The sequence below is a fragment of the Kitasatospora sp. NPDC089797 genome, from assembly GCF_040684795.1.
Lineage (GTDB): Bacteria > Actinomycetota > Actinomycetes > Streptomycetales > Streptomycetaceae > Kitasatospora.
Genome location: NZ_JBFBGS010000060.1, coordinates 1 through 24,240 on the forward strand (window position 1 = coordinate 1; position 24,240 = coordinate 24,240).

Here is a 24,240-nt window from a genome sequence, read left to right on the forward strand (position 1 = left end):
TCCCCGGTCTCCCGCGGCGACTCCGGAACTGTACGGTGACCGGCCCGCCACATGCAAATCGCCTCCGCCCGGCAGTCCGGGCGGAGGCGATGCAGGGTCAGGTGCGCCGTCAGGCGCGGCCCATCTCCTCGGCGATGGCCGCCGCGAAGGCGTCGATGTCGGCCTCCGTGGTGTCGAAGGCGCACATCCAGCGCACCTCGCCGGTGTGCTCGTTCCAGAAGTAGAAGCGGTACCGCTTCTGAAGCCGCTCGCTCACCTCGCGCGGGAGGACCGCGAACACCGCGTTGGCCTGGACCGGGCGCACGACCTCGACGCCGTCGATCTCCCGGACAGCGGTCTCCAGGCGGCGGGCCATCGCATTGGCGTGGCCGGCGTTGCGCAGATAGAGGTCGCCCGACAGCAGTGCCTCGAACTGGACGGAGACGAAGCGCATCTTCGAGGCGAGCTGCATCGAGGTCTTGCGCAGGTAGGTGATGTTGCGTACCCGTTCCGGGTTCAGCACCACCACGACCTCGCCCAGCAGCAGGCCGTTCTTCGTACCGCCGTAGGAGAGGACGTCCACTCCCGCGTCGGTGGTGAAGTCCCGCATCGGCCGGCCGAGCGAGGCGGCCGCGTTCGCCAGCCGGGAGCCGTCCATGTGAACGAGCATGCCGAGCTGGTGGGCGTGGTCGGTGAGCGCGCGGATCTCCTCGACCGTGTAGAGGGTGCCGAGCTCGGTGCTCTGGGTGATGGACACCGCGAGCGGCTGCGCGCGGTGCTCGTCACCGAAGCCCCAGGCCTGCTGGTCGAGCAGCTCGGGGGTGAGCTTGCCGTCCGGGGTCGGGACGGTGTGCAGCTTGATGCCGCCCATCTTCTCCGGGGCCCCGCCCTCGTCCACGTGGATGTGGGCGGTGTCGGCGCAGACCACGGCGCCCCAGCGGGGCAGCAGGGCCTGGAGGGCGACCACGTTGGCGCCGGTGCCGTTGAACACCGGGTACGCCTCGGCCTGGTCGCCGAAGTGGCGGCGGAAGACCTCCTGGAGGTGCGCGGTGTAGTCGTCCTCGCCGTAGGCGACCTGGTGGCCGCCGTTGGCGAGGGCGATCGCGGCGAGGACCTCCGGGTGCACGCCCGCGTAGTTGTCGCTGGCGAAGCCGCGGACGGCGGGGTCGTGCCGCCGGACCGCGTCCGTACGGGTGAGGTCGGTCATCGTGCTGTCAGCCACAGGTGCTGTCCGTTCAGTTCTGCTGCGGGGCGGTCCCAGAGGTCCGCCAGGTGTCCGGCGAGGTCGGCGGTGTCGGTGAAGCCGGCGAACTTCGCCTCCGGCTTCTCGGCCCGCATCTCGGGGCTGACCAGCGCCTTGATCACCAGGATCGCAGCAGCCGCGGTGGGCTCGCCGTCCGGGGAGGTGGTCTCCTTCTTGAAGGAGTCGGCCATGGCGAGGGTCCAGGCCTCGGTGGCGGCCTTGGCGGCCGCGTAGGCGGCGCCGCCGGCGGTCGGCTTGTGCGCCGCCGCCGCGGAGACCATCGCGTAGCGACCGGCCGGGCTGCGGACCAGCGCGGGCTGGAAGGCCAGCGAGGTGTGCTGGAGGGTGCGCACGACGGTGTCGTGCAGGAAGTCCCAGTCGTCCAGGCGGCTGTCGAAGAAGGTCTTGCTGCCGCGCCAGCCGCCGACCAGGTGGAACAGGCCGTCGACGTGGCCGTGCTGGGCCTCCAGGTGGTCGGCCCAGTCGTGCACCTCCTGCGGGTCGAGCAGGTCGATCACCTGGCCGCTCACCTTCGCCCCGCGCACGGCGACGCGGGTGGCGTCCAGGGCGGAGTCCAGGCGCTGGGGGTCGATGTCGGCACCGATCACGGTGGCGCCCTCGGCGGTGAGGCGGCGCAGCACCGCCTGGCCGGCCGGGCCGCTGGCTCCGGCGACGGCGATGACCTTGCCGGCCAGCTTGGTGGAGGGGGTGATGGTCACGCGGCGACTCCCTGGGTACCGGCGCCGGTGATGCCGGCGGTGGCGGCGATGACGCCGCGGAGCTTCTTGGACAGGGCCTCGTAGAACATACTCAGCGGGAACTCGTCCGGGAGCACCGCGTCGCACAGCGCCTTGTTCAGGGCCTTGCCGTCGGTGATGTCCAGCGGGAGGGCTTCCGGACCCTTCGCCCAGGTGGAGGCCGGGTGCGGGGTGAGGTAGCGGGAGACCAGCTCGTAGGCGGCGATCCAGTGGGCCGGCTTGGGCCGGTCGATGCCGTCGCGGTAGAGGGTCTCGATCTCGCCGCAGAGTTCGTTGGTGACCTGCTGGGCGCGGTCCCAGTCGATGGTGAGGCGGTTGTCGCGCCAGCGCAGCGCGTCGTGCTTGTGCAGGTACGCGAAGAGCAGCTGGCCGCCCATGCCGTCGTAGTTGCGGACGCGGTCGCCGGTGACCGGGAAGCGGAACAGCCGGTCGAAGAGGATCGCGTACTGCACGTCGCGGGCGTGCGGGTTGCCCTCGGTCTCCAGCTTCACCGCCTCCTTGAAGGTGGTGAGGTCGCAGCGGAGCTCCTCCAGGCCGTACATCCAGAACGGGCTGCGCTGCTTGATCATGAAGGGGTCGAACGGCAGGTCGCCGTGGCTGTGGGTGCGGTCGTGCACGAGGTCCCACAGGACGAAGGTCTCCTGCGCGCGCTGCTGGTCCTGGAGCAGGCCCTCGGCGTCGGCCGGGATCTCCAGGCCGAGCTGCTGGACGGCGCTGGTGGAGACGGCACGGAAGCGGGCGGCCTCGCGGTCGCAGAAGATGCCGCCCCAGGTGAAACGTTCCGGCGCCTTGCGCACGGCGACCGTCTCGGGGAAGAGCACGGCGGAGTTGGTGTCGTAGCCGGCCGTGAAGTCCGTGAAGGTGATCGGCACGAACATCGGGTTGTCGAAGCGGGTCCGCTCCAGCTCGTCCAGCCAGTCGGGCCACACCACGCTCAGCAGGACGGCTTCCAGGTTGCGGTCCGGGTTGCCGTTCTGGGTGTACATCGGGAAGACGACCAGGTGCTCCAGGCCGTCCTCGCGCTGGTCGGCGGGCTGGAAGGCGAGCAGCGAGTCCAGGAAGTCGGGCTCCCGGTAGCCGGTGTCGGCCCACTTGGAGAGGTCGGCGTCCACGGCGGCCAGGTAGGCGGCGTCGTGCGGGAAGTGCGGGGCGAGCTCCTTGACGGACGCCCGGACGGTGGCGACCAGCGGGTCGACCGTGTGCCGCTGGACCGCGGACAGGTCGATCGAGCCGTCCTTGGACTGCAGCGGGCGCAGCGTCTCGACGGCCTCCTTCAGGCGCAGCCAGGCCGGGTGGGCGGCGAGGGTCGAGACCGGGGCGTCGGCCGCCGCAGCGAGCCTTGGCGAAAGATTCTGCATCGTGGACTCACTTCGGCAGGAGTTATTTCAACGAGGACACCATATGTACGAAAGGTTCTCCCGTTCAAGGGGGCCCCGACCGACAAAACTCCCGTGGGATGCCGTTCCGGCCCCAGAACCTGCACCGGGGCCCGGGTGTCCGACATGTGGACGGTGTCCTGGATGCTCTGGACAGATGCGCGGTTCTGATGCGAACCTCCCCGCATGCTCCCGGCGGTGATCACGATGGCCGAGCGCCACGACAGCCCGTTCCGGGTGCCCCTCCGTCAGCAGGCGTGTCGTCGCTGCCGCTGTCGCTGTCGCACGTGCGGCTTCTGCCGCCGCTGTCGCTGTCACTGATCCGGCCGCGGCGGTCGGTCCGGTCGCGGCCGGGCGGCTGTCGCCGATCCGGATCGGGGCGCCGCGGACGCGAGCCCGTACGCCGACCATGCCGTGTGTGTTCCGGCGCCGCCACCGGGGGGAAGTGACCCGCCGGGAACCGGCCTCCCGGCCCGGCCGTGCCGAGCCGGCCCCACCCGCCCTCCCCCGTCCTGCCCGGTCCTTCCCCTGGAGCCCCGCCATGAGCCTCCGCAAGCCCGCCGCCGTCCTGCCCGTCGCCGCGCTGGCGCTCGCCGCCGCCCTCTCCGGGTGCGCTCCGCAGGGCGCCAAGTCCGACGGGGCCGCCGCCTCCGGTGCGACCGGGGCGACGGCGAGCTGCGCGCCGGGGGCGCTGGCCACCCGGACCGCCGGGAAGCTGACCGTCGGCACCGACAAGCCGGCGTACGACCCGTGGTTCTCCGAGGACAAGCCGGAGAACGGCAAGGGCTTCGAGTCGGCGGTGGCCTACGCGGTGGCCGGGAAGCTGGGCTACCCGCAGGACAAGGTCGGCTGGGTGGTCGCGCCGTTCGGCAAGGCGACCTCGCCGGGGGCCAAGGACTTCGACTTCGACATCAACCAGGTGTCCATCAGCGACGAGCGCAAGCAGGCGGTGGACTTCTCGTCCGGCTACTACACCGTGCGCCAGGCCGTGATAGCCCTCAAGGGCTCGAAGGCCGCGGGGGCCAGGAGCATCGCCGACCTGAAGGGCGCCAAGCTGGGCGCGCAGATCGGCACGACCAGCCTGGAGACCATCACCGGCACCATCAAGCCGAGCACCCAGCCGGCCGTGTACGACTCCAACGACCTGGCGAAGGCCGCGTTGAAGAACGGTCAGGTCGAGGCGCTGGTGGTCGACCTGCCGACCGCCTTCTACATCACCGGCGCCGAGGTGCCGGAGGCCCAGGTGGTGGGGCAGTTCGCCTCGGCCGCGCAGGGCGAGCAGTTCGGTCTGGTGCTGGACAAGGGCTCCACGCTGACGCCGTGCGTGTCGCAGGCGGTGGACGCGCTGCGGGCGGACGGGACGCTGGCCGCGCTGGAGAAGCAGTGGCTGTCGGACGCCGTCTCGGCGCCGGTGCTGAAGTGAGCGGGGAGGCGGGCACCGCCGGTCCGGTCGACCTCCCGCAGCCGTCGCAGCCGTCGGAGCTGTCGGAGGAGCCCTGGCGGAAGCCCTCGGGGGACGACGGGTACCGGCCGTCCGAACGGCGGCTGGCGCACGAGGCGTACCGGCGCTCCCGCGCCCGCCGCTCGGCGCTGATCGCCACCGCCTCGACCGCGCTGACGGCGGTCGTGCTGTACCTGCTGATCGTCAACTCCCCCGGCTGGGAGGTGACCCGGCGCACCTTCTTCAGCCTGGACTACGCCCGTCAGGCGCTCCCCGACGTGTTGCGGGGGCTGCGGCTCAACCTGGAGCTGATGGTCGGCTGCGGCGCGCTGATCCTGGTGTTCGGGCTGCTGCTCGCGGTGCTGCGGACGCTGCGCGGGCCGGTGTTCCTGCCGGTGCGGCTGCTCGCCACCGCGTACGTGGACTTCTTCCTCGGGCTACCGATGATCATCTGCCTGCTGGTGATGATCACCGGGGTGCCGGCGCTGCGGCTCAGCGGGGTCACCACCGATCCGCTGCTGCTCGGCGGAGCGGCGCTGGTGCTGACGTACTCGGCGTACGTGTCGGAGGTGTTCCGCTCGGGCATCGAGTCGGTGCATCCGAGCCAGCGGGCGGCGGCCCGGTCGCTGGGGCTGACCAACGCCCAGGCGATGCGGTACGTGGTGCTGCCGCAGGCGGTGCGGCGGGTGGTGCCGCCGCTGATCAACAACCTGGTCAGCCTGCAGAAGGACACCGGGCTGGTCTCGATCGGCGGTGCCATCGACGCGGTGTACGCGGCGAAGATCCTCGCGGCGCACTCCTTCAACTTCACGCCGTACCTGGTCGCGGGGCTGGTGTTCATCGTGCTGACCATTCCGCTGACCCGGGTCGCCGACTGGCTGACCGGGCGGATGAACCGTCGGCAGTTGCAGGGAGGTGCGGTGTGAGCGGGACGGCGGTGCTCCGGCTGGAGTCGGTGCGCAAGACCTTCGGCGGCCAGGTGGTGCTGCGCGACGTGGACCTCACCGTGCCCGAGCACTCGGTGACGGCGCTGATCGGCGCCTCCGGCTCCGGGAAGTCCACCCTGATGCGGTGCGTCAACCTGCTGGAGGGGATCGACGACGGGGCGATCTTCCTGGACGGCGAGGAGATCACGGATCCGCGGGCGGACGAGGACGCCGTGCGGCGGCGGATCGGGGTGGTGTTCCAGTCGTACAACCTGTTCCCGCACATGACGGTGCTGGAGAACATCACGCTCGCGCCGCGCCGCGTGCACCGGATCGGCCGGGCGGAGGCCGAGGCGAAGGCGCTGGCGCTGCTGGACCGGCTCGGGCTGGCCGCGAAGGCCCGGGAGTACCCGGACCGGCTCTCCGGCGGGCAGCAGCAACGGGTCGCGATCGTCCGGGCGCTGGCGGCCGGCCCCCGGCTGCTGCTGCTCGACGAGATCACCGCGGCGCTCGACCCGGTGCTGGTCGGCGAGGTGCTGTCGGTGGTGCGGGACCTCAAGGAGCAGGGGATGACCATGGTCCTCTCCACCCACGAGATGGGCTTCGCCCGCGAGGTCGCCGACCAGGTGTGCTTCCTGGACGGCGGGGTGGTGCTCGAACAGGGGCCGCCGGAGCAGGTGTTCGGCGATCCCCAGGAGGAGCGGACCCGGCGGTTCCTCAGCCGGATCGTCGCCTCCGGGCGGCTCCAGGGCTGAGCCGGCCCGGGTCGCTCCGGATCGGTCGCACCACCGTGGTCACCACAGTGCGCCCCTGCGCGCGCCCTGGTCGCGCCGGGGGCTCAGCGGTGATCGTGGACGGGACGATCGTCGCCGCGGCGGACGAGCGACGGGGAACGGATCAGAGCGGACAGCGCCCGTTCGCCGCCCGCCGTCCGCCGCCCGCCACCCCGGGAGGCCGCCGTTGCACGGACCGACCCTGGTCAACTGGCTCCTCGCCCTCCTCACCGCCACCGCCGGCGCCTACTGCCTGACCCGCCTGCGGCGCTCCCCCTGCACCACCGCCCCCCGCGAAGGGCGCCACCACCACCTCTCGCCGACCCGCGAGTCCGATGCCGCCGAAGCCCTGATGGGACTGGGCATGGCGGCGATGGCCGTCACCGGCGCCACCGTCCCGGCCACCGTCTGGGCCTGGCTGTTCGGCCTCCCCGCGGCCGCCTTCCTGGTCGCCGCGCTGTCCGCGCCCGCCGGCCGGACCCACCGGCTGCACCACGCGATCAGCGCGCTCGCCATGACGTACACGGCCCTCGCGATGACCGCCTCCCCGACCGCCTCCCCGAGCGGGCACCACCACGGCGTCGCGCTCGGCGCACCGCTGCTGACCGGCGCCCTGCTGCTCTACTTCGGCGGCTACTCGCTGTGGTCCGGCACCCGGCTGCTGCACACCTCCGCCGGGACGCTCGCCCTCGGCACCGCTGGTCTGCCCCGGGCCTGCCGGCTGACCATGGGCATCGGCATGTTCGCCATGCTCCTGACCATGTGACGCTCCCCCGCCCGCCCCGGCCCGCCCCGCGCAGCGCCGGGGCCGCGCCCGGAAGCCCCCGGGAGGTACGTGCGTGGCGTTGGTCACTGGCCGGTCGAAAGCCGTTCCACCGGGCGTCGCCAGCGCATAGGTTGGCAGGGAGCGCGTTGTCGCGTTCCGTGCGTACTCGGGGAGCCCATGCGATGACTGCCCTGACCGGCCTGCTGCTGCTCGGCCTGCTGCTCTCCACCGCCGCGCCGCGGCTGCTGACCCGGGCCCGCTGGGTGGAGCGCGAACCGGTGCTGGCGCTGCTGGTGTGGCAGTGCATCGTGGTGGCCGTCCTGCTGTGCTGCGCCCTGGGCCTGGTGCTGGCCGCCTCCGCCGCCGAACCGGAGCTGCGCGCCTGGGTGTTCTCCGGCGCCCCGCACGGCGTCGAGGCCGCGTACGGCTTGCAGGACGCCGAGGGCTGGGGGCGGCTGTGCGCCGCGGTGCTGGCCGCGGGCGGGCTGCAGACGGTGCTGGCGGTCACCCGCGAGGTCCGGACGGCCAAGGCCCTGCGCAACCGTTGCCACGCCCAACTGGCAACCCGTGCACCGGAGTTGCCCGGGGCGATCGAGACCGCCCGGAGCGGCCGGGAACGGCTGGTGGTGCTGGAGAACGTCCGGCCGGAGGCCTGGTCGCTGCCCGGCCCGAACTCCCGCCTGGTGGTCACGACCGGCGCCCTCCAGCAGCTCACCGACCGGGAGTTGGCGGCCGTGCTGAGCCACGAGCGCGGGCACGTCCGGGCCCGGCACCACTGGCTGCAGCAGTTCGCCCAGGCACTCGCCTCCGGCTTCCCCGGCGTGGTCGTGTTCCGGGCCTTCCGGGACCAGGTGGCGGAGTTGGTCGAGCTGGCCGCCGACGACCGGGCCGCCCGTCGGCACGGCCGCCACACCACCGCCCTCGCACTGGCCGAACTCAACCTGGACCGCGGGGTGTTCGGCTCCTGCCCGCCCGGCCTGGCGCAGTCCCCGAAGCGGGTGGACCGACTGCTCGCGGGCCGCCCCCGGCTGTCCGTCCCGCACCGGCTGCGGCTGACCGCCGTCGCCCTGACGGCCCCCGCGGCGGCCGTCCTGCTGGCTGCCGCCCCGGGGCTCCACTCGCTGCTCTGAGCCCCGCCCGGATCCCCTGCGGGGTGCTCCAGCGGCCCTGCGGGGCAAGAAATTTGACGGATCCTCAGTCCGTACCGGACTCCCCGCAGAGCGGAGCGAAGCGGCCGCCGAGCGTCTGCCCGAGCACCTCGCGGTGCAGCGGGCGGGCCTGGTCGTAACGCTCCCGCCCGGCGTCGGTCAGAGTGATCATGACTCCCCGGCGGTCGCTCGTGCACATCGTCCGGGTCACCAGGCCGCCCTTCTCCAGGCGGGCGATCAACCGGGACAGCGCGCTCTGGCTCAGATGGACGGTGGGGGCCAGCTCGCTCGCCCGCAGGGCCTGCCGCCCCTCGGCCGCACACCCCTCGACCAGGCGCTCCAGCACCTCGAACTCGCTCATGCCCAGCCCGTACTTCTCGCCGAGCTCGCGGTCGAGCGTGCAGACGGCCGCGGCATGGCGGGCCAGCAGCTCGCGCCATTCCGCGATCAGACCGGCCTCCGCCGAGGCTTCGAGGGAGTCGAGTTCAGCCACCCCAGCAGCCTAGCACGTGCATCGTAAATTTATGCGTTCACATCTAATTCATTTGCATTGAATGCATACGCATGTACTCTCCTCCCCATGACCACCGCGACCGCCACGTCACCCGACGCTCCGTCAACCAGCGGGCTGACCTGGACACCCCGCCTCTGGGGCACCCTGATCGTGCTCTGCGCCGCCATGTTCCTGGACGCCCTGGACGTCTCGATGGTGGGCGTGGCCCTCCCCTCCATCGGTTCCGAACTGCACCTCTCCACCTCCACCCTGCAATGGGTGGTCTCCGGCTACGTGCTCGGCTACGGCGGCCTGCTGCTGCTCGGCGGCCGCGCCGCCGACCTGCTCGGCCGCCGCCGGGTCTTCCTGGTCGCCCTCGGCGTCTTCGCCGCCGCCTCGCTGGCCGGCGGCCTGGTCGACGACGGCGGCCTGCTGATCGCGGCCCGCTTCCTCAAGGGCGTCAGCGCCGCCTTCACCGCACCCGCCGGACTGTCGATCATCACCACGACCTTCGCCGAGGGCCCCGCCCGGAACCGCGCGCTGTCGATCTACACCACCTGCGGCGCCAGCGGCTTCTCGCTCGGCCTGGTGCTGAGCGGGCTGCTCACCTCGGTCGGCTGGCGCTGGACCTTCCTGATGCCCGTCCCGGTCGCGCTGCTCGCCCTGGTCTTCGCCGTCCGCCTGCTCCCCCGCCCGGTCGAGGAGCGCGCCAAGGGCGGCTACGACGTGCTCGGCGCGATCACCGGCACCGCGACCGTGCTGCTGCTGGTCTTCACGGTGACCGAGGCCCAGGGCGCCGGCTGGCTGAGCCTGCGCACCCTCGGCTCGCTGGTCGTGGTCGCCGCGCTGGCCACCGCCTTCCTGGTCGTCGAGGGCCGCACCGCCCACCCGCTGGTCCGGCTGGGCATCTTCCGCAACGGCTCGGTGGCCCGCGCCAACGTGGTCGCCTTCGCGATGACCGGGGCGTACGGCGGCTTCCAGTTCGTCGTCACGCTCTACCTCCAGCACCTGCTCGGCTGGTCGGCCCTCCAGATGGCCCTGGGGCTGCTGCCGGCGGGCGCCTTCATCGCCCTCTCCGCCCCGTTCATGGGCCCGATCGTGGACCGCTTCGGCACCGGCCGCCTGCTCCCGATCGGCCTGCTGTCCCTGGCCGGTGCGTTCGCCCTGTTCCTGCGGCTGGACGAGCACAGCTCGTACCTCGGCCTGGTGCTGCCCTCGATGCTGCTGCTCGGCGTCGGCTTCGCGCTGGCCTTCCCCTCGGTGAACATCGCCGCCACCGACGGGGTGGCCGACGAGGAGCAGGGGCTGGCCTCGGGGCTGGTGAACACGGCGATCCAGGTCGGCACCGCCGTGGTGCTGGCCGGGGTGACCGCGATGATCACGGCCGGGAGCGCGGGCAGCGACACCGCGCAGGCCCAGTTGGACGGCTACCGCCCGGCGCTGGTCCTGGTCACCGCGGTCGCCGTGGTCGGACTGGTCGTCGCTGCGGCGGGTGCCCTGGTCGACCGGCGGCGGACGGCAACTCCCTTGTCCGTGCCGGATTATGATTATCCGTCTGCCGGGCCGTCCGTGGCCCGGACCGAAGTCCTGAGCGAGCGCTGACCCACTGGCCCCGCCCACGGCCGTCGAAGACCGTGGGCACTGGTGCCGGCTCCACCAAACCCCCGTGTTGGTGGAGCCGGCCGTCTTTGTACCGGCCGCCCGGGCGGGGCCCGTCAGGGCACGGTTCCACGGCGCGGCTACCGGCTCCGCAAGTATATTGGCCCGGAGTCAACGAACGTTCGGAGCAGACACGATGGCACCTCGCGGGGATTCGGTCAATGAGGAGATGCGCCAGCGGTCCCGCCGGCGCATCATGCGGGCCACCGTCGAGCTGGTTGACCAGCGCGGTTACGCCGGCACCACGCTGACCGACATCGCCGAACGGGCCGGACTCGCCCGCGGCCTGCTCTCCTACTACTTCGACGGCAAACGACTGCTGATGCAGTCCGCGACGCACCGGATGATGCACCAGGCGCTGTCCGGCGCCCTGGCCGAACTCCCGCCGAACGCCTCTCCCCGGCACCGGCTGGCCCGCGCGATCGACGCCGTCCTCGGGCTCGCCATGGACCACCCCCGGGTGATGCGCTCGCACCTGGCGCTGATCCTCGACCCGGACACCGGCGCCTTCGTCCAGGACCCGGAGCAGCAGCAGCTCGGTGCGATCCTGCAGGGCCTGCTCGTCGACTGGGGCGCGCCGGACCCGGTCGCCGAGCACGCGGTGCTGCGCAGCGCGCTGATGGGCGGCTGCATCGGGGTGCTGCTGCCGGGCGCGGAGCTCCCGCTGGCGCCGATCCGCGCCGACCTGTTCCGCCGCTACGACCTGCCCTGGGAGCTGGGCCGCCCGCCGCAGCCGCTGCCGCCGGAACGCGAACGGCCGCCGGCCCGCGGCTGACGGCGGGCGGCGGCCTGACGGCGTTCGCCGGGACGTGAGGTCCCTAAGGGCCCGGAGCCCCGCAGGATCCGGGCCCCGCAGGGTCCGGTTCCCCGTCAGGGCCGGCACCCGTGCGGGATCAGCGCTCCTTCAGGATCGAGGAGAGCAGGTCTATCGTGCGCTCGGGCGTGAGGCTGTCCACGCAGAGCCGCTCCATGACCTGCACGTACGCGTCGACGTCGTCCCGCTTGTCCAGGTAGAGCGCACTGGTGAGCTGCTCCAGGTAGACCACGTCCGCGAGGTCCTGCTCCGGGAAGCGCAGGATCGTGAACGCCCCGGACTCGCCCGCGTGCGCGCCGAACCGGAACGGCATGACCTGGATGACCACGTTGGCCTGCTCGGCGACGTCGATCAGGTACTGGACCTGGCCGCGCATCACCTTGGGCCCGCCGACCGGCCGGCGCAGCGCCGCCTCGTCGATGACCGCCCACAGGCGCGGGCTGGCGCCCTCGGTCAGCAGCTTCTGGCGGCGCAGCCGGAGGCTGACCCGCCGCTCGACCTCCTCGTCGCTGATGACCGGCCGACTCTGGCCGAAAACCGCCCGTGCGTACTCCTCGGACTGCAGCAGTCCGGGGATGAACTGCACCTCGTAGGTGCGGATCAGCTGGGCGGCCTCCTCCAGGCCGACGTACGTCTGGAACCATCCCGGCAGCACGTCGTTGAAGCTGTGCCACCAGCCGGACTTGTTGGCCTCGCGGACCAGGCCGAGCAGCGCCTCCCGCTCCAGCCCGTCGTCCACGCCGTAGAGACTGAGCAGGTCGGCGACGTCCCGCTCCTTGAAACTGACCCGGCCGAGCTCCATGCGACTGATCTTGGACTCGGACGCGCGGATCGCGTAGCCCGCATCCTCACGGGTGATGCCGCGCGCCTCACGCAGGCGACGCAGCTGCGAGCCGAGGAGGATCCGGCGGACCATCGAGCCGCCGCCCGGCTGAACTGTGGTCATGCGGTCGAAACCTCCACCTAGGGCAAACAGCGCACAGTCTGCCATCAGTTGAGCGCTCACGGTGCCGATACTGACGGATGTTCCTATCAGTTCTGCACTCCGCACACCAGGATGCACGTGCATCCGGCGCTTGCATATGCCAATAGTGCGACTGCACGTGAATCGACTCTTGCATCTGCAGTGAGCGCACACCACCATGGTGCACGTGCACCTGCACATCCCTGGCAATCCCGCGGGCTCCGCGTCGACCCCACGCGCGACTCCGTGCACCGACCCGGCGGCGTCCCCCGCGCCATCGGGCGTTCGAGTGCGCGCGCGCCTGGTCGAAGGGGCGGCCGAGCGGCCGAGCGAGTCGGAGGTGACCGGCATGACCCCGGCGGGTCCAGCCGTGTCCGCCCCCTTATGGGAGGAGCTCTTCATGAGCACCGGTACGGCTTTGGCGGTTGACCCCCATGTGGTCACCTGTACGCTCGCTCCTCGCTTCGAAGCCGTGAGAACCGCTCGCGACTTCGCCCGGACCGCTCTCCAGCGCTGGGGCCTGATGGAGCTGTTCGACGATGTCGCGCTGGTCGCCTCGGAACTCGTGACCAACGCGCTCCGGCATGCGATCGGCGCACGGCCCGACCCCTCGGGCGGCGCCCTGGGCGAGTACGACTTTCCCACACAGCCGACCCCGGACGGACGGCTGCCGATCCGAATAAGCCTGGTGCACCGCGCACCCCAGGTGGTCTGCGCGGTGAGCGACCCGAGCAGCACCGGCCCGGTGGCCCGGGAGGCGGACTTCGTCGCCGAATCCGGCCGCGGACTGCACCTGGTGGAGTCGTTCAGCCGCTCCTGGGGCTGGCACCCGCTGGGCAGCGGCAAGGTGGTCTGGGCCATGTTCGAGGCGGAGCCGGTCGGCGGCGGACTGGACGGCGGCGGACTCGACGCCTGCGGGCCGGACGGCCGCCCGCTGGACGGACGGATCGACATCGGTGGACGGCACCGGCGCTCGGCCTAGCGCCGCACGGCGCACGGCCGGCCGACGGACGACCCGGGAGGACCACTCCCCGGGCCCTTCAGCCGGGCCCCGAGCCGGACCGGACGACGACTCCCGCGGGCCCGGTGACCCGGACGGTCCCGGCAGCCCCTGTGCCGCTCCCGGCCGTCGCGGGCACCGCAGCAGCCCCGGCCCCCAGGACCGCCCGCGGAACCGCTCACAGGACCAGGACGGGCCGGACACCCCGGGCCGCACGGTCCGTCACGGACCGGTCCGACCGCAGGACCGCCTCCCGGCGACGACAAAAAAGGCCGTCGTGGTGTCAGCACCCACGACGGCCCCCCGATGGTGGAGCGGCAGCCGGTCAGACCGCCAGGTGGTCGAACTCCCCGTCCTTGGCGCCCAGCAGCAGGGCGGAGATCTCGGCCCGGGTGTAGATGAGCGCCGGGCCGTCCGGGAAGCGCGAGTTGCGCATCGCGACGTCGCCGCCCGGGAGGGCCGCGAACTCGACGCAGTTGCCCTGGGAGTTGCTGTGCCGGCTCTTCTGCCAGACCACCCCCTGGAGGTCGGCGGCGGCCATCCCGTTGTAGGTGTGGTTCGAGCCGTGCGTGTCCTGCGAGTCGTGCATAGAAGTCTCCCGAAGAGCTCCGGAGTTGTCGTCCAGCGCGGCGCCCCCGGCACCCGCCGAACGAACGGACCGGCCCCGTACCGGCCCGGCACAACGCCTCACTTGACGCGATGATAGCCGCAGTGCACGTGCATCAGCACGGGACATTGCAGGTGCATGTGCCTTTTTACCGGTCGCCGCGAACTCTTCACGGGCCCTTCTCCTGACGGTACGTAAACGGACATAGCCGACTGAATCGACGAGTCGTCCATAACCGGCCGTGAGCGGCCCCCCGCTGAATGTTGATCTTCGAATGCCGGGAGTCGCACCGCCGTGACCCTCCGTCAGCCCGGCCACCGGCTGTGAGACATCTCACGCACCTCTCATGCAACGCGCCGCCCCACCGGACACGTCAGGAGCAACTGCGGGGGCCCACGCGGGGGTTGGGCGAAGAATGTCCGGATTGTAGGCAATCGACCCGGAGTCGACCGGCCAGGACACGGCCTCGGCACCGCGGCCGCCCGAAGCCCGTACGGCAGCCGACTGCAGGCCTGACGGGCCGATGTCCTACGATCTCCGGCATGAGCACCGCAGCCATCCCGGGCGCGCCACTGCCCGTCCGCACTCCAGGCTCCCGTGCGCGGGGGCGCCACCGCCGCCCCGAGCGCCCCGAGATCCGCACCGGCTCGCCGGCCCTGGTGCTCGCCGTTCCCGCGGCCGCGGGGCCCGAGTCCCGTTCGGTCGTCGAGGAACTGCTCTCGATCGTCCGCAGCGAGCACACCGGCGTCCAGGCGGCGGTCGGCTACCTCCCGGGCGGCGCCGAGACCGAGGACCCGGAGGAGCGCACCGTCGCGGAGCTGCTGGCGGCGGCCGCCGAGGCCGGACTGCCGACGCCCGTCGTGGTGCCGCTGGTGCCCGGCCCGCACGGCTTCCTGGCCGAACTCCACGCCCTCGCCGCGGAGTACGGCGCGACCGTCACCGACACGCTGGGCCCGCACCCGCTGCTCGCCGAGGCCGTCCACGTGCGGCTCTCCGAGGCCGGGCTGGCCCGGGCCGACCGGGCCCGGCTGTTCGCCATCGCGACCGCCGCGGACGGCGTGGTCCTGACCACCGTCGGCGGCGAGGAGGCCGCCGCCGCGGCCGGGATCACCGGCGTCCTGCTGGCCGCCCGCCTGGCCGTCCCGGTCGTCGCCGCGGCGCTCGACGTGCCCGGCTCGGTCGCCGGGGCCGTCGACCACCTGAAGGAGACCGGCTCCCAGCGCCCGGCGCTGGCCCCGCTCGTCATCGGCCCGGAGGCGGACTCCGAACTGCTCGCCACGGCCGCCGAGGAGACCGGCTGCCCGTCGGCCGCGCCGCTGGGCGCCTACCCGACGGTGGGCCAGCTGATCGCCTCCACCTACCTGGCCGCACTGCCGACGCCGACCGCGGAGGAGCTGGCCGAGGCGGAGGCCGTCGCCGCCGACGGGGCCGGAGAGGGCTCCCGACGGGCCCACGCGGCCGCCGAGGAGCCCCTGGAGGGCTGATCGGCGCCCCTCCGCGCCCCGCGACGCCGTCGCGGGCCACCCGCACCACCGAAGGGCCCGGAACCGCCGCGTTCCGGGCCCTTTCGGCGTGCACGGATCGCCCCTTTCGAGAGTTCAGCGGGCAATGCGGCGCAATGTCCGTTTCTGGTGCCTTTTGTCGATGAATAGCCGGCGCGTTGCCGGGCGCTCGATCCACGGGCGCTCCACCCGCCCGACCGTGCGCCCCCGTCGCACTTCGACGCTCCGTCACCTTTTTTCTGAGCCTGAGCCAATTGCGAGAATCAGTCGCGATATTGCTGGAAAATGATCACTTTCGATCATGAATTACGGCCCATTTGGCCTTTCCCGCTAAGCCGTGATGCGCATCACAGGTATTTGCAGTTTGAACTTAAGTCTGCTTAACGTGCTCCCCGTTCGTGACCACACGGACCCAGTTCATCCGCGACGCCGAGTCCTGCCGTCGGATGTCCTGGCAAGCGCGAAAACGCATCACGGCAGGAGCGGGGGAACCACAGGTAAGTCGCCCCGGACCATTTCCCGGAAACGGTCCAGGGCTAGGGGTGAAGCCGCGCCACAGCGCGGCCGGGCAACTCCAGCCCGAATCCGACAGCTCACCTCGCAGGCGTGGGAGAGGACCGCGTCTTCATGCTGCCTTCCAACGGCAACCGCCTGTCCAGCCGCACCCGCCGCGTGATCGCCGCCCTGGGCGTCGCCGGCGTCGGCCTCACCGTCCCCTGCCTCACCACCGGCACCGCGAACGCCGCCCCGGTCTCCACCTGGGACAAGGTCGCCCAGTGCGAGAGCGGCGGCAACTGGGCCATCAACACCGGCAACGGCTTCTTCGGCGGCCTCCAGTTCACCTCCAGCACCTGGGCCGCTTTCGGTGGCAACGCCTACGCCGCGCGGGCCGACCAGGCCACCAAGGACCAGCAGATCGCCGTCGCCGAGAAGGTCCTCGCCTCGCAGGGCCCCGGTGCCTGGCCGGTCTGCTCCGTCCAGGCGGGCCTGACCAAGGGCGGCGCCGCGGCGTCCGTCGACACCTCCGCCGGTGCCTCCACCGGCGCCTCCACCGCCAAGCCGGCCACCAAGCCCGCCGCGAAGGCGACCAAGCCCGCCAAGCCGGCCGCGCCCGCCCAGGACCAGGCACAGGCCTCCGGTGACTCGGCGTCCGCCGCCCCCGCCACCGGGTCGGCCGACAACACCTGGGCGCAGAAGCGTCAGGCACAGGCCCAGGCCGGCGGCTACACCGTCGTCGACGGCGACTGGCTGTCCACCATCGCCGACAAGCACAACGTCCAGGGCGGCTGGCAGCGGCTGTACGACCTCAACCGCACCACCCTGACCGAGGGCCCCGACACCATCTACCCGGGCCAGCAGCTGACCTTCGGTGACGGCGGGGCGGCCCAGGCCGGCCAGACCTCCGGCACCGCCAAGTCCGGCTCCGACTTCACCTGGTTCGACCGCTCGCAGCAGTCCGGCCAGGCCTCGAACGGCGGTGCCGTGAACGCCAAGCCGGTCGACCAGAGCAAGCCGTCCGGCTCCAAGCCGGCCGCCTCGAAGCCGGCCACCAAGCCCGCCGCGAAGCCCGCCCCGCAGACCCAGACCGGGACCCAGACCCAGACCCCGGCCGCCACCGGCAGCATGGCCGCCGCCGTCTCCTTCGCCCAGTCGAAGGTCGGCCAGGCCTACGTCTACGGCGGCACCGGCAACGGCGGCTGGGACTGCTCCGGCCTGACCCAGGCCGCGCTGCGCGCCGCGGGCATCAACATCCCGCGCGTCGCCGCCGACCAGGCCGCCGCCAGCACCCACGTCTCGCTGGACAGCCTGCAGCCGGGCGACCTGCTCTTCTGGTCGAACAACGGCCAGGACTCCGGCGTCTACCACGTCGGCATCTACATCGGCAACGGCCAGTACGTCGAGGCCGCCAACCCGAGCTCCGGCGTCCGCCTGCAGACCGTCGCCAACTGGGCGCCGGACTTCGCCGGCCGGGTCTGAGCCCGAGGTCGGCACGCGGCCGACGGATGCCGGCCGACGGATGACAACTGACAGATAACAGACAACAGATTTCATCAGCTGTCAGTTGTCGGCCCCCGACCGCCCCGGGAAGAGTCTGGTCGCTCTTCCCGGGGCTTCGGCGTCCCCGGAGGCCGGCCGCCGCATGGCCAAACCCCGCCCCGGCGGGCATGCTGCTGCTCTGCACCCGAGGAGGAGTCACCATGGCCCAGGTCACCGTCACGCTCGACGCGAACCTCGCGATCGACGCGATGCTGCTCTCCGGTACCAAGAACCCCCAGGACGCCGTCGAGCTGGTCCTGCGCGACTACCTGGCCCGCGGTCGCCGCACCGGGACCCGCACCGGCGACGCGGCCGACGGCCACCGGGTCACCGCCGACCGTCCCACCGTCCAGGAGGGCTGAGCCCGACCGCAGCCGGGCGGACCGCACGCCGACGGGCCCCGGAGGGCAACCGCCCTCCGGGGCCCGTCAGTTGAGACGCGACCCACCGGCCTCAGCGCGCGCACGCCCCGGTGGAACCCCGCATCACCAGCTCCGGCTGGAACATGAACTCCCCGCGCTGGGCCGCGTTCCCGCCGACCTCCTCCAGCAGGGCGTCCACCGCCGCCGTCGCCATCGCCTCGACCGGCTGCCGGATCGTGGTCAACGGCGGCTCGGTGAAGGCGATCAGCGGCGAGTCGTCGAACCCGACCACCGAGACGTCCTGCGGCACCGACAGCCCCCGCTGCCGCACCGCCCGGATCGCCCCGAGCGCCATCATGTCGCTCCCGCAGACGATCGCCGTGCAGCCCTTGTCGAGCAGTGCCCCGGCCGCGGCGTGCCCGCCCTCCACGCTGAACAGCGTGTGGTGGACGAGTTCCTCCGCCTGCTCCCGGCCGAGCCCGAGCACCTCGCGCATCGCCGCCGTGAAGCCCTCGATCTTGCGCAGCACCGGCACGTACCGCCGCTGCCCGACCGCCAGGCCGATCCGCTCGTGGCCCAGTTCGGCCAGGTGCTGGACGGCCATCCACATCGCGGCCCGGTCGTCCGGTGAGATGAACGGCGCGTCGATCTTCTCGCTGTAACCGTTGATCAGCACGAACGGCACCCCGCGCCCGGCCAGCCGGGCGTAACGGTCGTGGTCGGCCGTGGAGTCGGCGTGCAGTCCGGAGACGAAGACGATGCCCGCCACGCCCCGGTCCACCAGCATCTCGACCAGTTCGTCCTCGGTGGAGCCGCCCGGGGTCTGGGTGCACAGCACCGGCGTGAACCCGTGCCGGCTCAGCACCTGCTCGATCACCTGCGCCAGCGCGGGGAAGATCGGATTGCTCAGCTCGGGCGTGATCAGCCCGATCAGCCCGGCACTGCGCTGGCGCAGCCGGGTCGGCCGCTCGTAGCCGAGCACGTCCAGCGCCGCCAGGACGGTCTGCCTGGTGGCGGCGGAGACGTTCGCCTTGCCGTTGAGCACGCGGGAGACGGTGGCTTCGCTGACCCCCGCCTGCGCCGCGATGTCTGAGAGTCGCGCCGTAGTCACGGTCCCAGAGCCTATTGCAACCACGTCAGACCGCCCACCAGCCGGTGGCGTCCGGAGCGAGCACGGTCTCGCCGCCGTCCACCACCAGGTCGGCCGAGGCCAGCAGCAGCCGTCCCGGGGCCGCGATCCGCACCGGCTCGGCGGTGGTGTTCACGGTGCAGAGGAAGGAGCCGCGGCGGAAGACCAGAGTGCCCTCCGGGCCGTCCAGCCACTCGACCTCGGTGCCGGCGCCGAGGTCGGGCTGCGCCCGTCGAACGGCCAGCGCGCTGCGGTAGAGCTCCAGGGTGGAGGAGGGGTCGCCGGTCTGCGCCTCGACGCTCAGTTCGGCCCACTCGGCCGGCTGCGGCAGCCAGGACGGCCCGCCCGCGGCCGGGCCGAAGCCGTACGGGGCCTCGGTGCCGGACCACGGGATCGGCACCCGGCAGCCGTCGCGGTAGCCGTCCTGGCCGGCCTGGCGGAAGAAGGAGGGGTCCTGGCGGACCTCGTCCGGCAGGTCGGTGACGTCCGGCAGGCCGAGCTCCTCGCCCTGGTAGACGTACGCGGAGCCGGGCAGCGCGAGCATCAGCAGGGTGGCGGCCCGGGCCCGGCGCAGCCCGAGCGACCGGTCGCCGGGCGTGCGGATCTGGGTGCCGAGACCGGGCTCGTTGGCGAACCGGGTGGCGTGCCGGGTGACGTCGTGGTTGGAGAGCACCCAGGTGGTGGGGGCGTCGACCGGGCGCATCGAGTCGAGCGACACGTCGATCACCTCGCGCAGCGCGGCGGCGTCCCAATCGGTGCCCAGGTACTGGAAGTTGAAGGCCTGGTGCAGCTCGTCCGGGCGGACGTAGTTGGCGGTGCGCTGGACGGTCGGGGTCCAGGCCTCGGCGACGCCGATCCGCTGGCCCGGGTACTCGTCGAGGATCCGGCGCCAGCTGCGGTAGATCTCGTGCACGCCGTCCTGGTCGAAGAACGGCATGACGTCGTTGCCGAGCAGCTTGAGCTGGTCGGCGCCGCCGAGGTCGGGCAGTCCGGGGGCCTTGACCAGGCCGTGGGCGACGTCGATGCGGAAGCCGTCCACGCCCATGTCCAGCCAGAACCGCAGGATCGAGCGGAACTCGTCGGCGACGGCGAGGTTGTCCCAGTTGAAGTCGGGCTGCTCGGGTGCGAACAGGTGCAGGTACCAGTCGCCGGGGGTGCCGTCCGGGTTCTCGGAGCGGGTCCAGGCCGGGCCGCCGAAGATGGACTCCCAGTCGTTGGGCGGCAGTTCGCCGTTCTCGCCCTTGCCGGGGCGGAAGTGGTAGCGGTCGCGCAGCGGGGACGCCGGGCCCTCGCGCAGGGCGCGCTGGAACCACTCGTGCTGGTCCGAGGAGTGGTTGGGGACGAGGTCGACGATGATCCGCAGGCCCAGCTGGTGGGCGTCCCGGATCAGCGCGTCGGCGTCCAGCAGGGTGCCGAACATCGGGTCCACGGCGCGGTAGTCGGCGACGTCGTACCCGGCGTCGGCCTGCGGCGACGCGTAGAACGGGGAGAGCCAGACGGCGTCCACGCCGAGGTCCCGCAGGTAGGGCAGGCGGCTGCGGATGCCGGGCAGGTCGCCCATGCCGTCCCCGTTGGAGTCGGCGAAGCTGCGCGGGTACACCTGGTAGATGACCGCGTCCCGCCACCAGTCTCTGGACGCCCCGACGTTCGCCTCGTGAGCGGTGTCGGCGGCAGGCCGGGAGGTGTCGGCCAGGTTCTGGGTCATGGACGGTATCCCTTGGGGACTAGAGGAGCGGGGAGCGCTGGGTCGTCGGGCAGCGCTGAGGCGTGGGAGGGCGTTACGACTTGGAGGCACCGGCGGTCAGGCCGGTGACCAGGTGGCGCTGCACCAGGTAGAAGAAGGCCGCGGAGGGGATCGCGATCAGCACCGCCGTGGCGGCCATCAGGTTCCACTGGGCGTCGTGCTCGCTGACGAAGGTCTGCAGGCCGACGGCCAGCGTGTACTTGTCGGAGCTGAGCATGAAGGTGGAGGCGAACGGCACCTCGGCCCAGTAGGTGAGGAAGGAGTAGAAGGCGGCGACCGCCAGCCCCGGGCGGGCGAGCGGCAGCACCAGCCGCCAGAAGGTGCCGAACGGGCTGAGCCCGTCGACCCGGCCGGCCTCGTCGATCTCCACCGGGATGGTGTCGAAGTAGCCCTTCAGCAGCCAGGCGCAGTACGGCACGGTGGTGGTCGAGTAGACCAGGATCAGGCCGGCGTAGCTGTCCAGCAGGTCGAGCTCGGAGAGCATCGTGTACATCGGCACGATCAGCACCGCGATCGGGAACATCTGGGTGACCAGCAGCGACCACATCAGCGGCTTGTGCCCGGGGAACTTCATCCGGGAGACGGCGTAGCCGGTGGTGGCGGCGACCAGCACGCCGAACACGGTGGTGACGCCGGAGACCAGCAGGGCGTTGCCGAACCAGGTGAAGAAGTCGGTGTCGGCCAGCACGTGCTGGTAGTTCGACAGCGTGAGCTTGCCGAGGATCTGGCCGGGGTGGAGGTAGTCGCTCTTGTCCGGTCCGAGCGAGACGAACAGGATCCACGCGACCGGGAACAGCGCGAGCAGGCTGGCCAGGATCAGGACGCCGTGGGACAGCGCCCTGGACAGCGGGCTGCTCTCGCCGCGCCGGCGGAACTTCGCGGGACGCGCGGCCGGCGCCGCGGTCGTGCCCGCCGCGGGGGCGGGGCCGTCGGCGGGGTGGCCGGCGGGGCGTTCAGTGGTGGTGCTCATCGGGGTTTCCTGCCTTCGTGGGTCAACCTGTGGGGGTCAACTGGGTCCGGGGACTCAGCCGTTGGCCTGCTCGTTGCGGGCGAGCCAGCGCCGGTAGAAGGCGGTGAAGACGATCAGGATGGACAGCAGGATCACGCCGTAGGCGGCGGACTGGGCGTAGTCCCGGGGGATCTGGCCGAAGCCGAGCCGGTAGGCCCAGGTGACCAGCAGCTGGGCGTCGGGCGCGCCCTTGCCGAACAGCAGGAAGATCACGTTGAACTGGTTGAAGGTCCAGATCACGCCGAGCAGCACGACGGTGGAGGAGACGCTGCGCAGCCCCGGCAGGGTGATGTGGCGGAACTGCTGCCAGCGGGTGGCGCCGTCCATCTCGGCGGCCTCGTACAGCTCGGCCGGGATCGACTGGAGGCCACCGAGCAGCGAGATCATCATGAACGGCACGCCGGCCCAGGTGTTGACCAGGATCGCGGCCGCCTTCTGCGCCCACGGGTCGGTGAGCCAGCCGGGCTCGGGCAGGTGCAGGGCGGACAGCACGGTGTTGACCACGCCGCCGTCGGAGAGCATCAGCCGCCAGGAGAACACGGTGACGAAGGTCGGCACGGCCCACGGCAGGATCAGCAGCATCCGGTAGGCGGCGCGCCCGCGCAGCTTCTTGTTGAGCAGGACGGCGAGGCCGAGGCCCAGGGTGTAGTGCAGGCAGACGCAGATGGCCGTCCAGGCGATGGTCCACACGAAGTGCGACCAGAAGCGGTCGTACGAGCCGGGGCCCCACAGGATGTCGGCGTAGTTGTGGAAGCCGACGAACCGGTAGCTGGCCGGGATCTCGTTGACGCCGATCTTGCGGGCGACGTTGAGGCTGTTGGCGTCGGTGAGGGTCAGCCAGATGCCTTCGGCGAGCGGGTAGAGCACCAGCGCGCCGAGCACCAGGACGACCGGCGCGACCATCGCGTACGCGTACCAGTGCTTGGCGTAGGAGCGCTTGAGGCGTTCCAGCGGGCCCGGACGCTGATCGCGCTCCCGGCTGCCCTTGCCGGTGGCGCCCTGCACGGCGACTGACATCGTTTGCACCTTCTCGGGGGTTCTCGGGGGAGCCGACGGCCTCGGGGGAGCCGACGGCCCGGCCCGCCGGGGTCGGCGGGCCGGGCTGCGGGGACTACTTGGCGAAGCCCGGCAGGAGCTTGGCGTAGTCCGTGGCCACGGTGTTCAGCGCGTCCTGGGTGCCGGTGCCCTGGACGGCCTTGCCGAGGTTGGTGCCGAGCGAGTCGAACAGGGAGCTGTACTCGGGCAGTTCGGGGCGCGGCTTGGCGCTGCCGAGGATGGCCTGGAAGCCGGCGATGCCCGGGTCGGACTTGACCTCGGCGGTGTAGGCGTCGGAGCGGGTCGGCAGGGTGGAGTTCTGCTGCGCGATGAAGGCCTGGCTCTCGGCCGAGGTCATGAAGGCGGCGAACTTCTCGGCGGCGGCCTTGTGGGCCTTGTCCGCACCGGCGTAGACGGCGATGTTGTGGCCGCCGGTGGGGGCGCCGGCCTTGCCGCTGGAGCCGGCCGGGACGGGGGCGATGCCGAGGTTCTTCTTGTCGGCGAAGGCCGAGCCCTTGTAGATGTTGGTGATCTCCCAGGGGCCCTGGATGATCGCCGCGACCTTGCCGCTGTTGAAGGCGTCCATCATGTGCGCGTAGGCGTCGGTGGTGACGTCGGCCTTGGCGGTGCCGGGCGAGGTGAACATCGACTTGTAGGTCTCGATGCCCTTGACGGCCTCGGGCGAGGTGATGGTGATCTTCTTGTTGGCGGCGTCGACGGCGTCGGTGCCCTCGCCGAACAGGAACGGCATCGCGTAGTAGCCGTCGGCGGCCTTCATCCAGAAGCCGTCCACGCCCGCCTTGTCCTTGACCGCGGCGGCGTCGGTCTTCAGCTCGTCCCAGGTCTTGGGCGCGTCGGTGATCCCGGCCTTGGCGAACAGGTCCTTGTTGTAGAGGAGCCCGAGGGTGTCGGTGACCAGCGGGACGCCGTACAGCTTGCCGTCGTACTTGGCCTGCTGGATCAGGCTGGGCTGGAAGGCGGAGGTGTCGGCGGCGGCCGGGGTGCCGTCCAGCGGCTCCAGGAAGCCGGCCTTGGCGAAGGCGGCGGTCCAGCCGACCTCGGAGCGGAACACGTCCGGCGCGCCCTTGGCCCCCATGGCGGTCTGGAGCTTGTTCTGCGCCTGGTCGAACGGGACGTTGACGAAGTCGACCTTGACGGTCGGGTTGGCCGCCTCGAACTTCTTGACCAGTTCCTGGTAGTGCGGAGCCTCGTTGGTGGCGTTCGACGTGTCCCAGTAGGTGAGGGTGACCGGGCCGTCGGCCTTGCCGTCGGAGCCGGAGCCGCCACTGCTGCCACAGGCAGCCATCGAGACCGCGAGGGCCACAACGAGGGCAGAGGCCGCGATGCCACGCCGCATGAGAACTCCTTGGGAGGGTGGGGGCCCGAGATGTTCCGAGACATGCGCATAATGGCTGCCTCGTGCCGACCGCACCGTTGCTGCCGTCGGGCTCGGGAAGGAAGTTAACAGCGGGGCA

The 24,240-nt window shown here is 71.8% G+C and carries 22 protein-coding genes and 1 riboswitch; of the genes, 11 read left to right on the forward strand and 11 right to left on the reverse strand.

All coding sequences use genetic code 11. From position 1 onward, the window contains the following. Positions 1-109: 109 nt before the first annotated feature. Genes AB0O91_RS34855 through AB0O91_RS34865 form a run of 3 tightly spaced genes read right to left on the reverse strand, consistent with a single transcriptional unit; the run spans position 110 to position 3,338 of the window. Positions 110-1,186 (reverse strand): low specificity L-threonine aldolase, encoded by a 1,077-nt coding sequence (locus AB0O91_RS34855; protein WP_363441942.1) that lies wholly within the window; start codon positions 1,184-1,186, stop codon positions 110-112. Further along, positions 1,183-1,941, reverse strand: coding sequence for an SDR family NAD(P)-dependent oxidoreductase (locus tag AB0O91_RS34860; protein ID WP_363441845.1), 759 nt, complete (start codon positions 1,939-1,941; stop codon positions 1,183-1,185). The genes AB0O91_RS34855 and AB0O91_RS34860 overlap by 4 nt, the downstream gene beginning before the upstream one ends. Further along, entirely contained in the window at positions 1,938-3,338 is a 1,401-nt protein-coding gene (locus AB0O91_RS34865) for a DUF6421 family protein (RefSeq protein ID WP_363441847.1), read from the reverse strand. Before AB0O91_RS34865 ends, AB0O91_RS34860 begins: the two co-directional genes overlap by 4 nt. Positions 3,339-3,897: 559 nt before the next feature. Here AB0O91_RS34865 and AB0O91_RS34870 point away from each other — a divergent pair. The 5 genes from AB0O91_RS34870 (at position 3,898) to AB0O91_RS34890 (ending at position 8,392) form a co-directional block, all read left to right on the forward strand. Next, a complete protein-coding gene (locus AB0O91_RS34870) occupies positions 3,898-4,779 on the forward strand; it encodes an ABC transporter substrate-binding protein (protein WP_363441849.1) in 882 nt (293 codons plus the stop codon). 59 nt (positions 4,780-4,838) lie between these two features. Continuing rightward, the gene (locus tag AB0O91_RS34875) at positions 4,839-5,723 is read left to right on the forward strand and encodes an amino acid ABC transporter permease (RefSeq protein WP_363441944.1); all 885 of its coding nucleotides are present in this window, start codon (positions 4,839-4,841) and stop codon (positions 5,721-5,723) included. Then, positions 5,720-6,478, forward strand: a complete 759-nt coding sequence (locus tag AB0O91_RS34880) for an amino acid ABC transporter ATP-binding protein (protein WP_363441851.1) — start codon at positions 5,720-5,722, stop codon at positions 6,476-6,478. The genes AB0O91_RS34875 and AB0O91_RS34880 overlap by 4 nt, the downstream gene beginning before the upstream one ends. Positions 6,479-6,683: 205 nt before the next feature. Next, positions 6,684-7,262 carry a DUF5134 domain-containing protein gene (locus AB0O91_RS34885; protein ID WP_363441853.1) on the forward strand — a complete coding sequence of 193 codons (579 nt, stop codon included), beginning with the start codon at positions 6,684-6,686 and terminating at the stop codon, positions 7,260-7,262. A gap of 182 nt (positions 7,263-7,444) precedes the next feature. Further along, positions 7,445-8,392: a M56 family metallopeptidase gene (locus AB0O91_RS34890; RefSeq protein WP_363441855.1), complete on the forward strand. Its 948-nt coding sequence runs from the start codon at positions 7,445-7,447 to the stop codon at positions 8,390-8,392. 64 nt (positions 8,393-8,456) lie between these two features. Here AB0O91_RS34890 and AB0O91_RS34895 read toward each other — a convergent pair whose 3' ends face one another. After that, positions 8,457-8,903: a MarR family transcriptional regulator gene (locus AB0O91_RS34895; protein WP_363441857.1), complete on the reverse strand. Its 447-nt coding sequence runs from the start codon at positions 8,901-8,903 to the stop codon at positions 8,457-8,459. Between the two features lie 87 nt (positions 8,904-8,990). On the opposite strand from AB0O91_RS34895, the gene AB0O91_RS34900 reads away from it, so the two are divergent. Together AB0O91_RS34900 and AB0O91_RS34905 are read left to right on the forward strand one after the other, a co-directional pair. Continuing rightward, positions 8,991-10,505, forward strand: coding sequence for an MFS transporter (locus AB0O91_RS34900; RefSeq protein WP_363441859.1), 1,515 nt, complete (start codon positions 8,991-8,993; stop codon positions 10,503-10,505). Between the two features lie 226 nt (positions 10,506-10,731). Further along, entirely contained in the window at positions 10,732-11,337 is a 606-nt protein-coding gene (locus AB0O91_RS34905; RefSeq protein ID WP_363441861.1) for a helix-turn-helix domain-containing protein, read from the forward strand. Between the two features lie 118 nt (positions 11,338-11,455). Here the strand turns inward: AB0O91_RS34905 and AB0O91_RS34910 are convergent, their stop codons facing one another. Then, a complete protein-coding gene (locus tag AB0O91_RS34910; protein WP_363441863.1) occupies positions 11,456-12,322 on the reverse strand; it encodes a helix-turn-helix transcriptional regulator in 867 nt (288 codons plus the stop codon). A gap of 418 nt (positions 12,323-12,740) precedes the next feature. Between AB0O91_RS34910 and AB0O91_RS34915 the strand changes: the two genes are divergently transcribed. Further along, positions 12,741-13,322: an ATP-binding protein gene (locus AB0O91_RS34915; RefSeq protein ID WP_363441865.1), complete on the forward strand. Its 582-nt coding sequence runs from the start codon at positions 12,741-12,743 to the stop codon at positions 13,320-13,322. A gap of 343 nt (positions 13,323-13,665) precedes the next feature. Here the strand turns inward: AB0O91_RS34915 and AB0O91_RS34920 are convergent, their stop codons facing one another. Beyond that, entirely contained in the window at positions 13,666-13,929 is a 264-nt protein-coding gene (locus AB0O91_RS34920; RefSeq protein WP_363441867.1) for a DUF397 domain-containing protein, read from the reverse strand. 560 nt (positions 13,930-14,489) lie between these two features. On the opposite strand from AB0O91_RS34920, the gene AB0O91_RS34925 reads away from it, so the two are divergent. The 3 genes from AB0O91_RS34925 (at position 14,490) to AB0O91_RS34935 (ending at position 17,848) form a co-directional block, all read left to right on the forward strand. Next, the gene (locus AB0O91_RS34925; protein WP_363441869.1) at positions 14,490-15,431 is read left to right on the forward strand and encodes a hypothetical protein; all 942 of its coding nucleotides are present in this window, start codon (positions 14,490-14,492) and stop codon (positions 15,429-15,431) included. A gap of 467 nt (positions 15,432-15,898) precedes the next feature. Further along, positions 15,899-16,069: riboswitch (cyclic di-AMP (ydaO/yuaA leader) on the forward strand. A 7-nt stretch (positions 16,070-16,076) separates the two neighbouring features. Continuing rightward, positions 16,077-17,426, forward strand: coding sequence for a transglycosylase family protein (locus AB0O91_RS34930; RefSeq protein WP_363441871.1), 1,350 nt, complete (start codon positions 16,077-16,079; stop codon positions 17,424-17,426). Positions 17,427-17,647: 221 nt separating this feature from the next. After that, a complete protein-coding gene (locus AB0O91_RS34935) occupies positions 17,648-17,848 on the forward strand; it encodes a hypothetical protein (protein WP_363441873.1) in 201 nt (66 codons plus the stop codon). A gap of 91 nt (positions 17,849-17,939) precedes the next feature. Here AB0O91_RS34935 and AB0O91_RS34940 read toward each other — a convergent pair whose 3' ends face one another. The 5 genes from AB0O91_RS34940 to AB0O91_RS34960 all read right to left on the reverse strand — a co-directional run bounded on the left by AB0O91_RS34940 (position 17,940) and on the right by AB0O91_RS34960 (position 24,122). Next, positions 17,940-18,959 carry a LacI family DNA-binding transcriptional regulator gene (locus tag AB0O91_RS34940; RefSeq protein ID WP_363441875.1) on the reverse strand — a complete coding sequence of 340 codons (1,020 nt, stop codon included), beginning with the start codon at positions 18,957-18,959 and terminating at the stop codon, positions 17,940-17,942. Positions 18,960-18,984: 25 nt separating this feature from the next. After that, positions 18,985-20,682, reverse strand: a complete 1,698-nt coding sequence (locus tag AB0O91_RS34945) for a glycoside hydrolase family 13 protein (protein ID WP_363441877.1) — start codon at positions 20,680-20,682, stop codon at positions 18,985-18,987. 73 nt (positions 20,683-20,755) lie between these two features. Then, positions 20,756-21,691, reverse strand: a complete 936-nt coding sequence (locus AB0O91_RS34950) for a carbohydrate ABC transporter permease (RefSeq protein WP_363441879.1) — start codon at positions 21,689-21,691, stop codon at positions 20,756-20,758. Positions 21,692-21,745: 54 nt separating this feature from the next. Beyond that, positions 21,746-22,747, reverse strand: coding sequence for a sugar ABC transporter permease (locus AB0O91_RS34955; protein WP_363441881.1), 1,002 nt, complete (start codon positions 22,745-22,747; stop codon positions 21,746-21,748). A gap of 94 nt (positions 22,748-22,841) precedes the next feature. Continuing rightward, positions 22,842-24,122 carry an extracellular solute-binding protein gene (locus AB0O91_RS34960; RefSeq protein ID WP_363441883.1) on the reverse strand — a complete coding sequence of 427 codons (1,281 nt, stop codon included), beginning with the start codon at positions 24,120-24,122 and terminating at the stop codon, positions 22,842-22,844. Positions 24,123-24,240: the final 118 nt, after the last annotated feature.

Coding starts and splice junctions, on each gene's coding strand:
- AB0O91_RS34930 (WP_363441871.1), top strand. CDS start 16,077: ATGCTGCCTTCCAACGGCAACCGCCTGTCCAGCCGCACCCGCCGCGTG.
- AB0O91_RS34865 (WP_363441847.1), bottom strand. CDS start 3,338: ATGCAGAATCTTTCGCCAAGGCTCGCTGCGGCGGCCGACGCCCCGGTC.
- AB0O91_RS34920 (WP_363441867.1), bottom strand. CDS start 13,929: ATGCACGACTCGCAGGACACGCACGGCTCGAACCACACCTACAACGGG.
- AB0O91_RS34905 (WP_363441861.1), top strand. CDS start 10,732: ATGCGCCAGCGGTCCCGCCGGCGCATCATGCGGGCCACCGTCGAGCTG.
- AB0O91_RS34935 (WP_363441873.1), top strand. CDS start 17,648: ATGGCCCAGGTCACCGTCACGCTCGACGCGAACCTCGCGATCGACGCG.
- AB0O91_RS34960 (WP_363441883.1), bottom strand. CDS start 24,122: ATGCGGCGTGGCATCGCGGCCTCTGCCCTCGTTGTGGCCCTCGCGGTC.
- AB0O91_RS34870 (WP_363441849.1), top strand. CDS start 3,898: ATGAGCCTCCGCAAGCCCGCCGCCGTCCTGCCCGTCGCCGCGCTGGCG.
- AB0O91_RS34890 (WP_363441855.1), top strand. CDS start 7,445: ATGACTGCCCTGACCGGCCTGCTGCTGCTCGGCCTGCTGCTCTCCACC.
- AB0O91_RS34915 (WP_363441865.1), top strand. CDS start 12,741: ATGAGCACCGGTACGGCTTTGGCGGTTGACCCCCATGTGGTCACCTGT.
- AB0O91_RS34950 (WP_363441879.1), bottom strand. CDS start 21,691: ATGAGCACCACCACTGAACGCCCCGCCGGCCACCCCGCCGACGGCCCC.
- AB0O91_RS34855 (WP_363441942.1), bottom strand. CDS start 1,186: ATGACCGACCTCACCCGTACGGACGCGGTCCGGCGGCACGACCCCGCC.
- AB0O91_RS34945 (WP_363441877.1), bottom strand. CDS start 20,682: ATGACCCAGAACCTGGCCGACACCTCCCGGCCTGCCGCCGACACCGCT.
- AB0O91_RS34955 (WP_363441881.1), bottom strand. CDS start 22,747: ATGTCAGTCGCCGTGCAGGGCGCCACCGGCAAGGGCAGCCGGGAGCGC.
- AB0O91_RS34910 (WP_363441863.1), bottom strand. CDS start 12,322: ATGACCACAGTTCAGCCGGGCGGCGGCTCGATGGTCCGCCGGATCCTC.
- AB0O91_RS34900 (WP_363441859.1), top strand. CDS start 8,991: ATGACCACCGCGACCGCCACGTCACCCGACGCTCCGTCAACCAGCGGG.
- AB0O91_RS34925 (WP_363441869.1), top strand. CDS start 14,490: ATGAGCACCGCAGCCATCCCGGGCGCGCCACTGCCCGTCCGCACTCCA.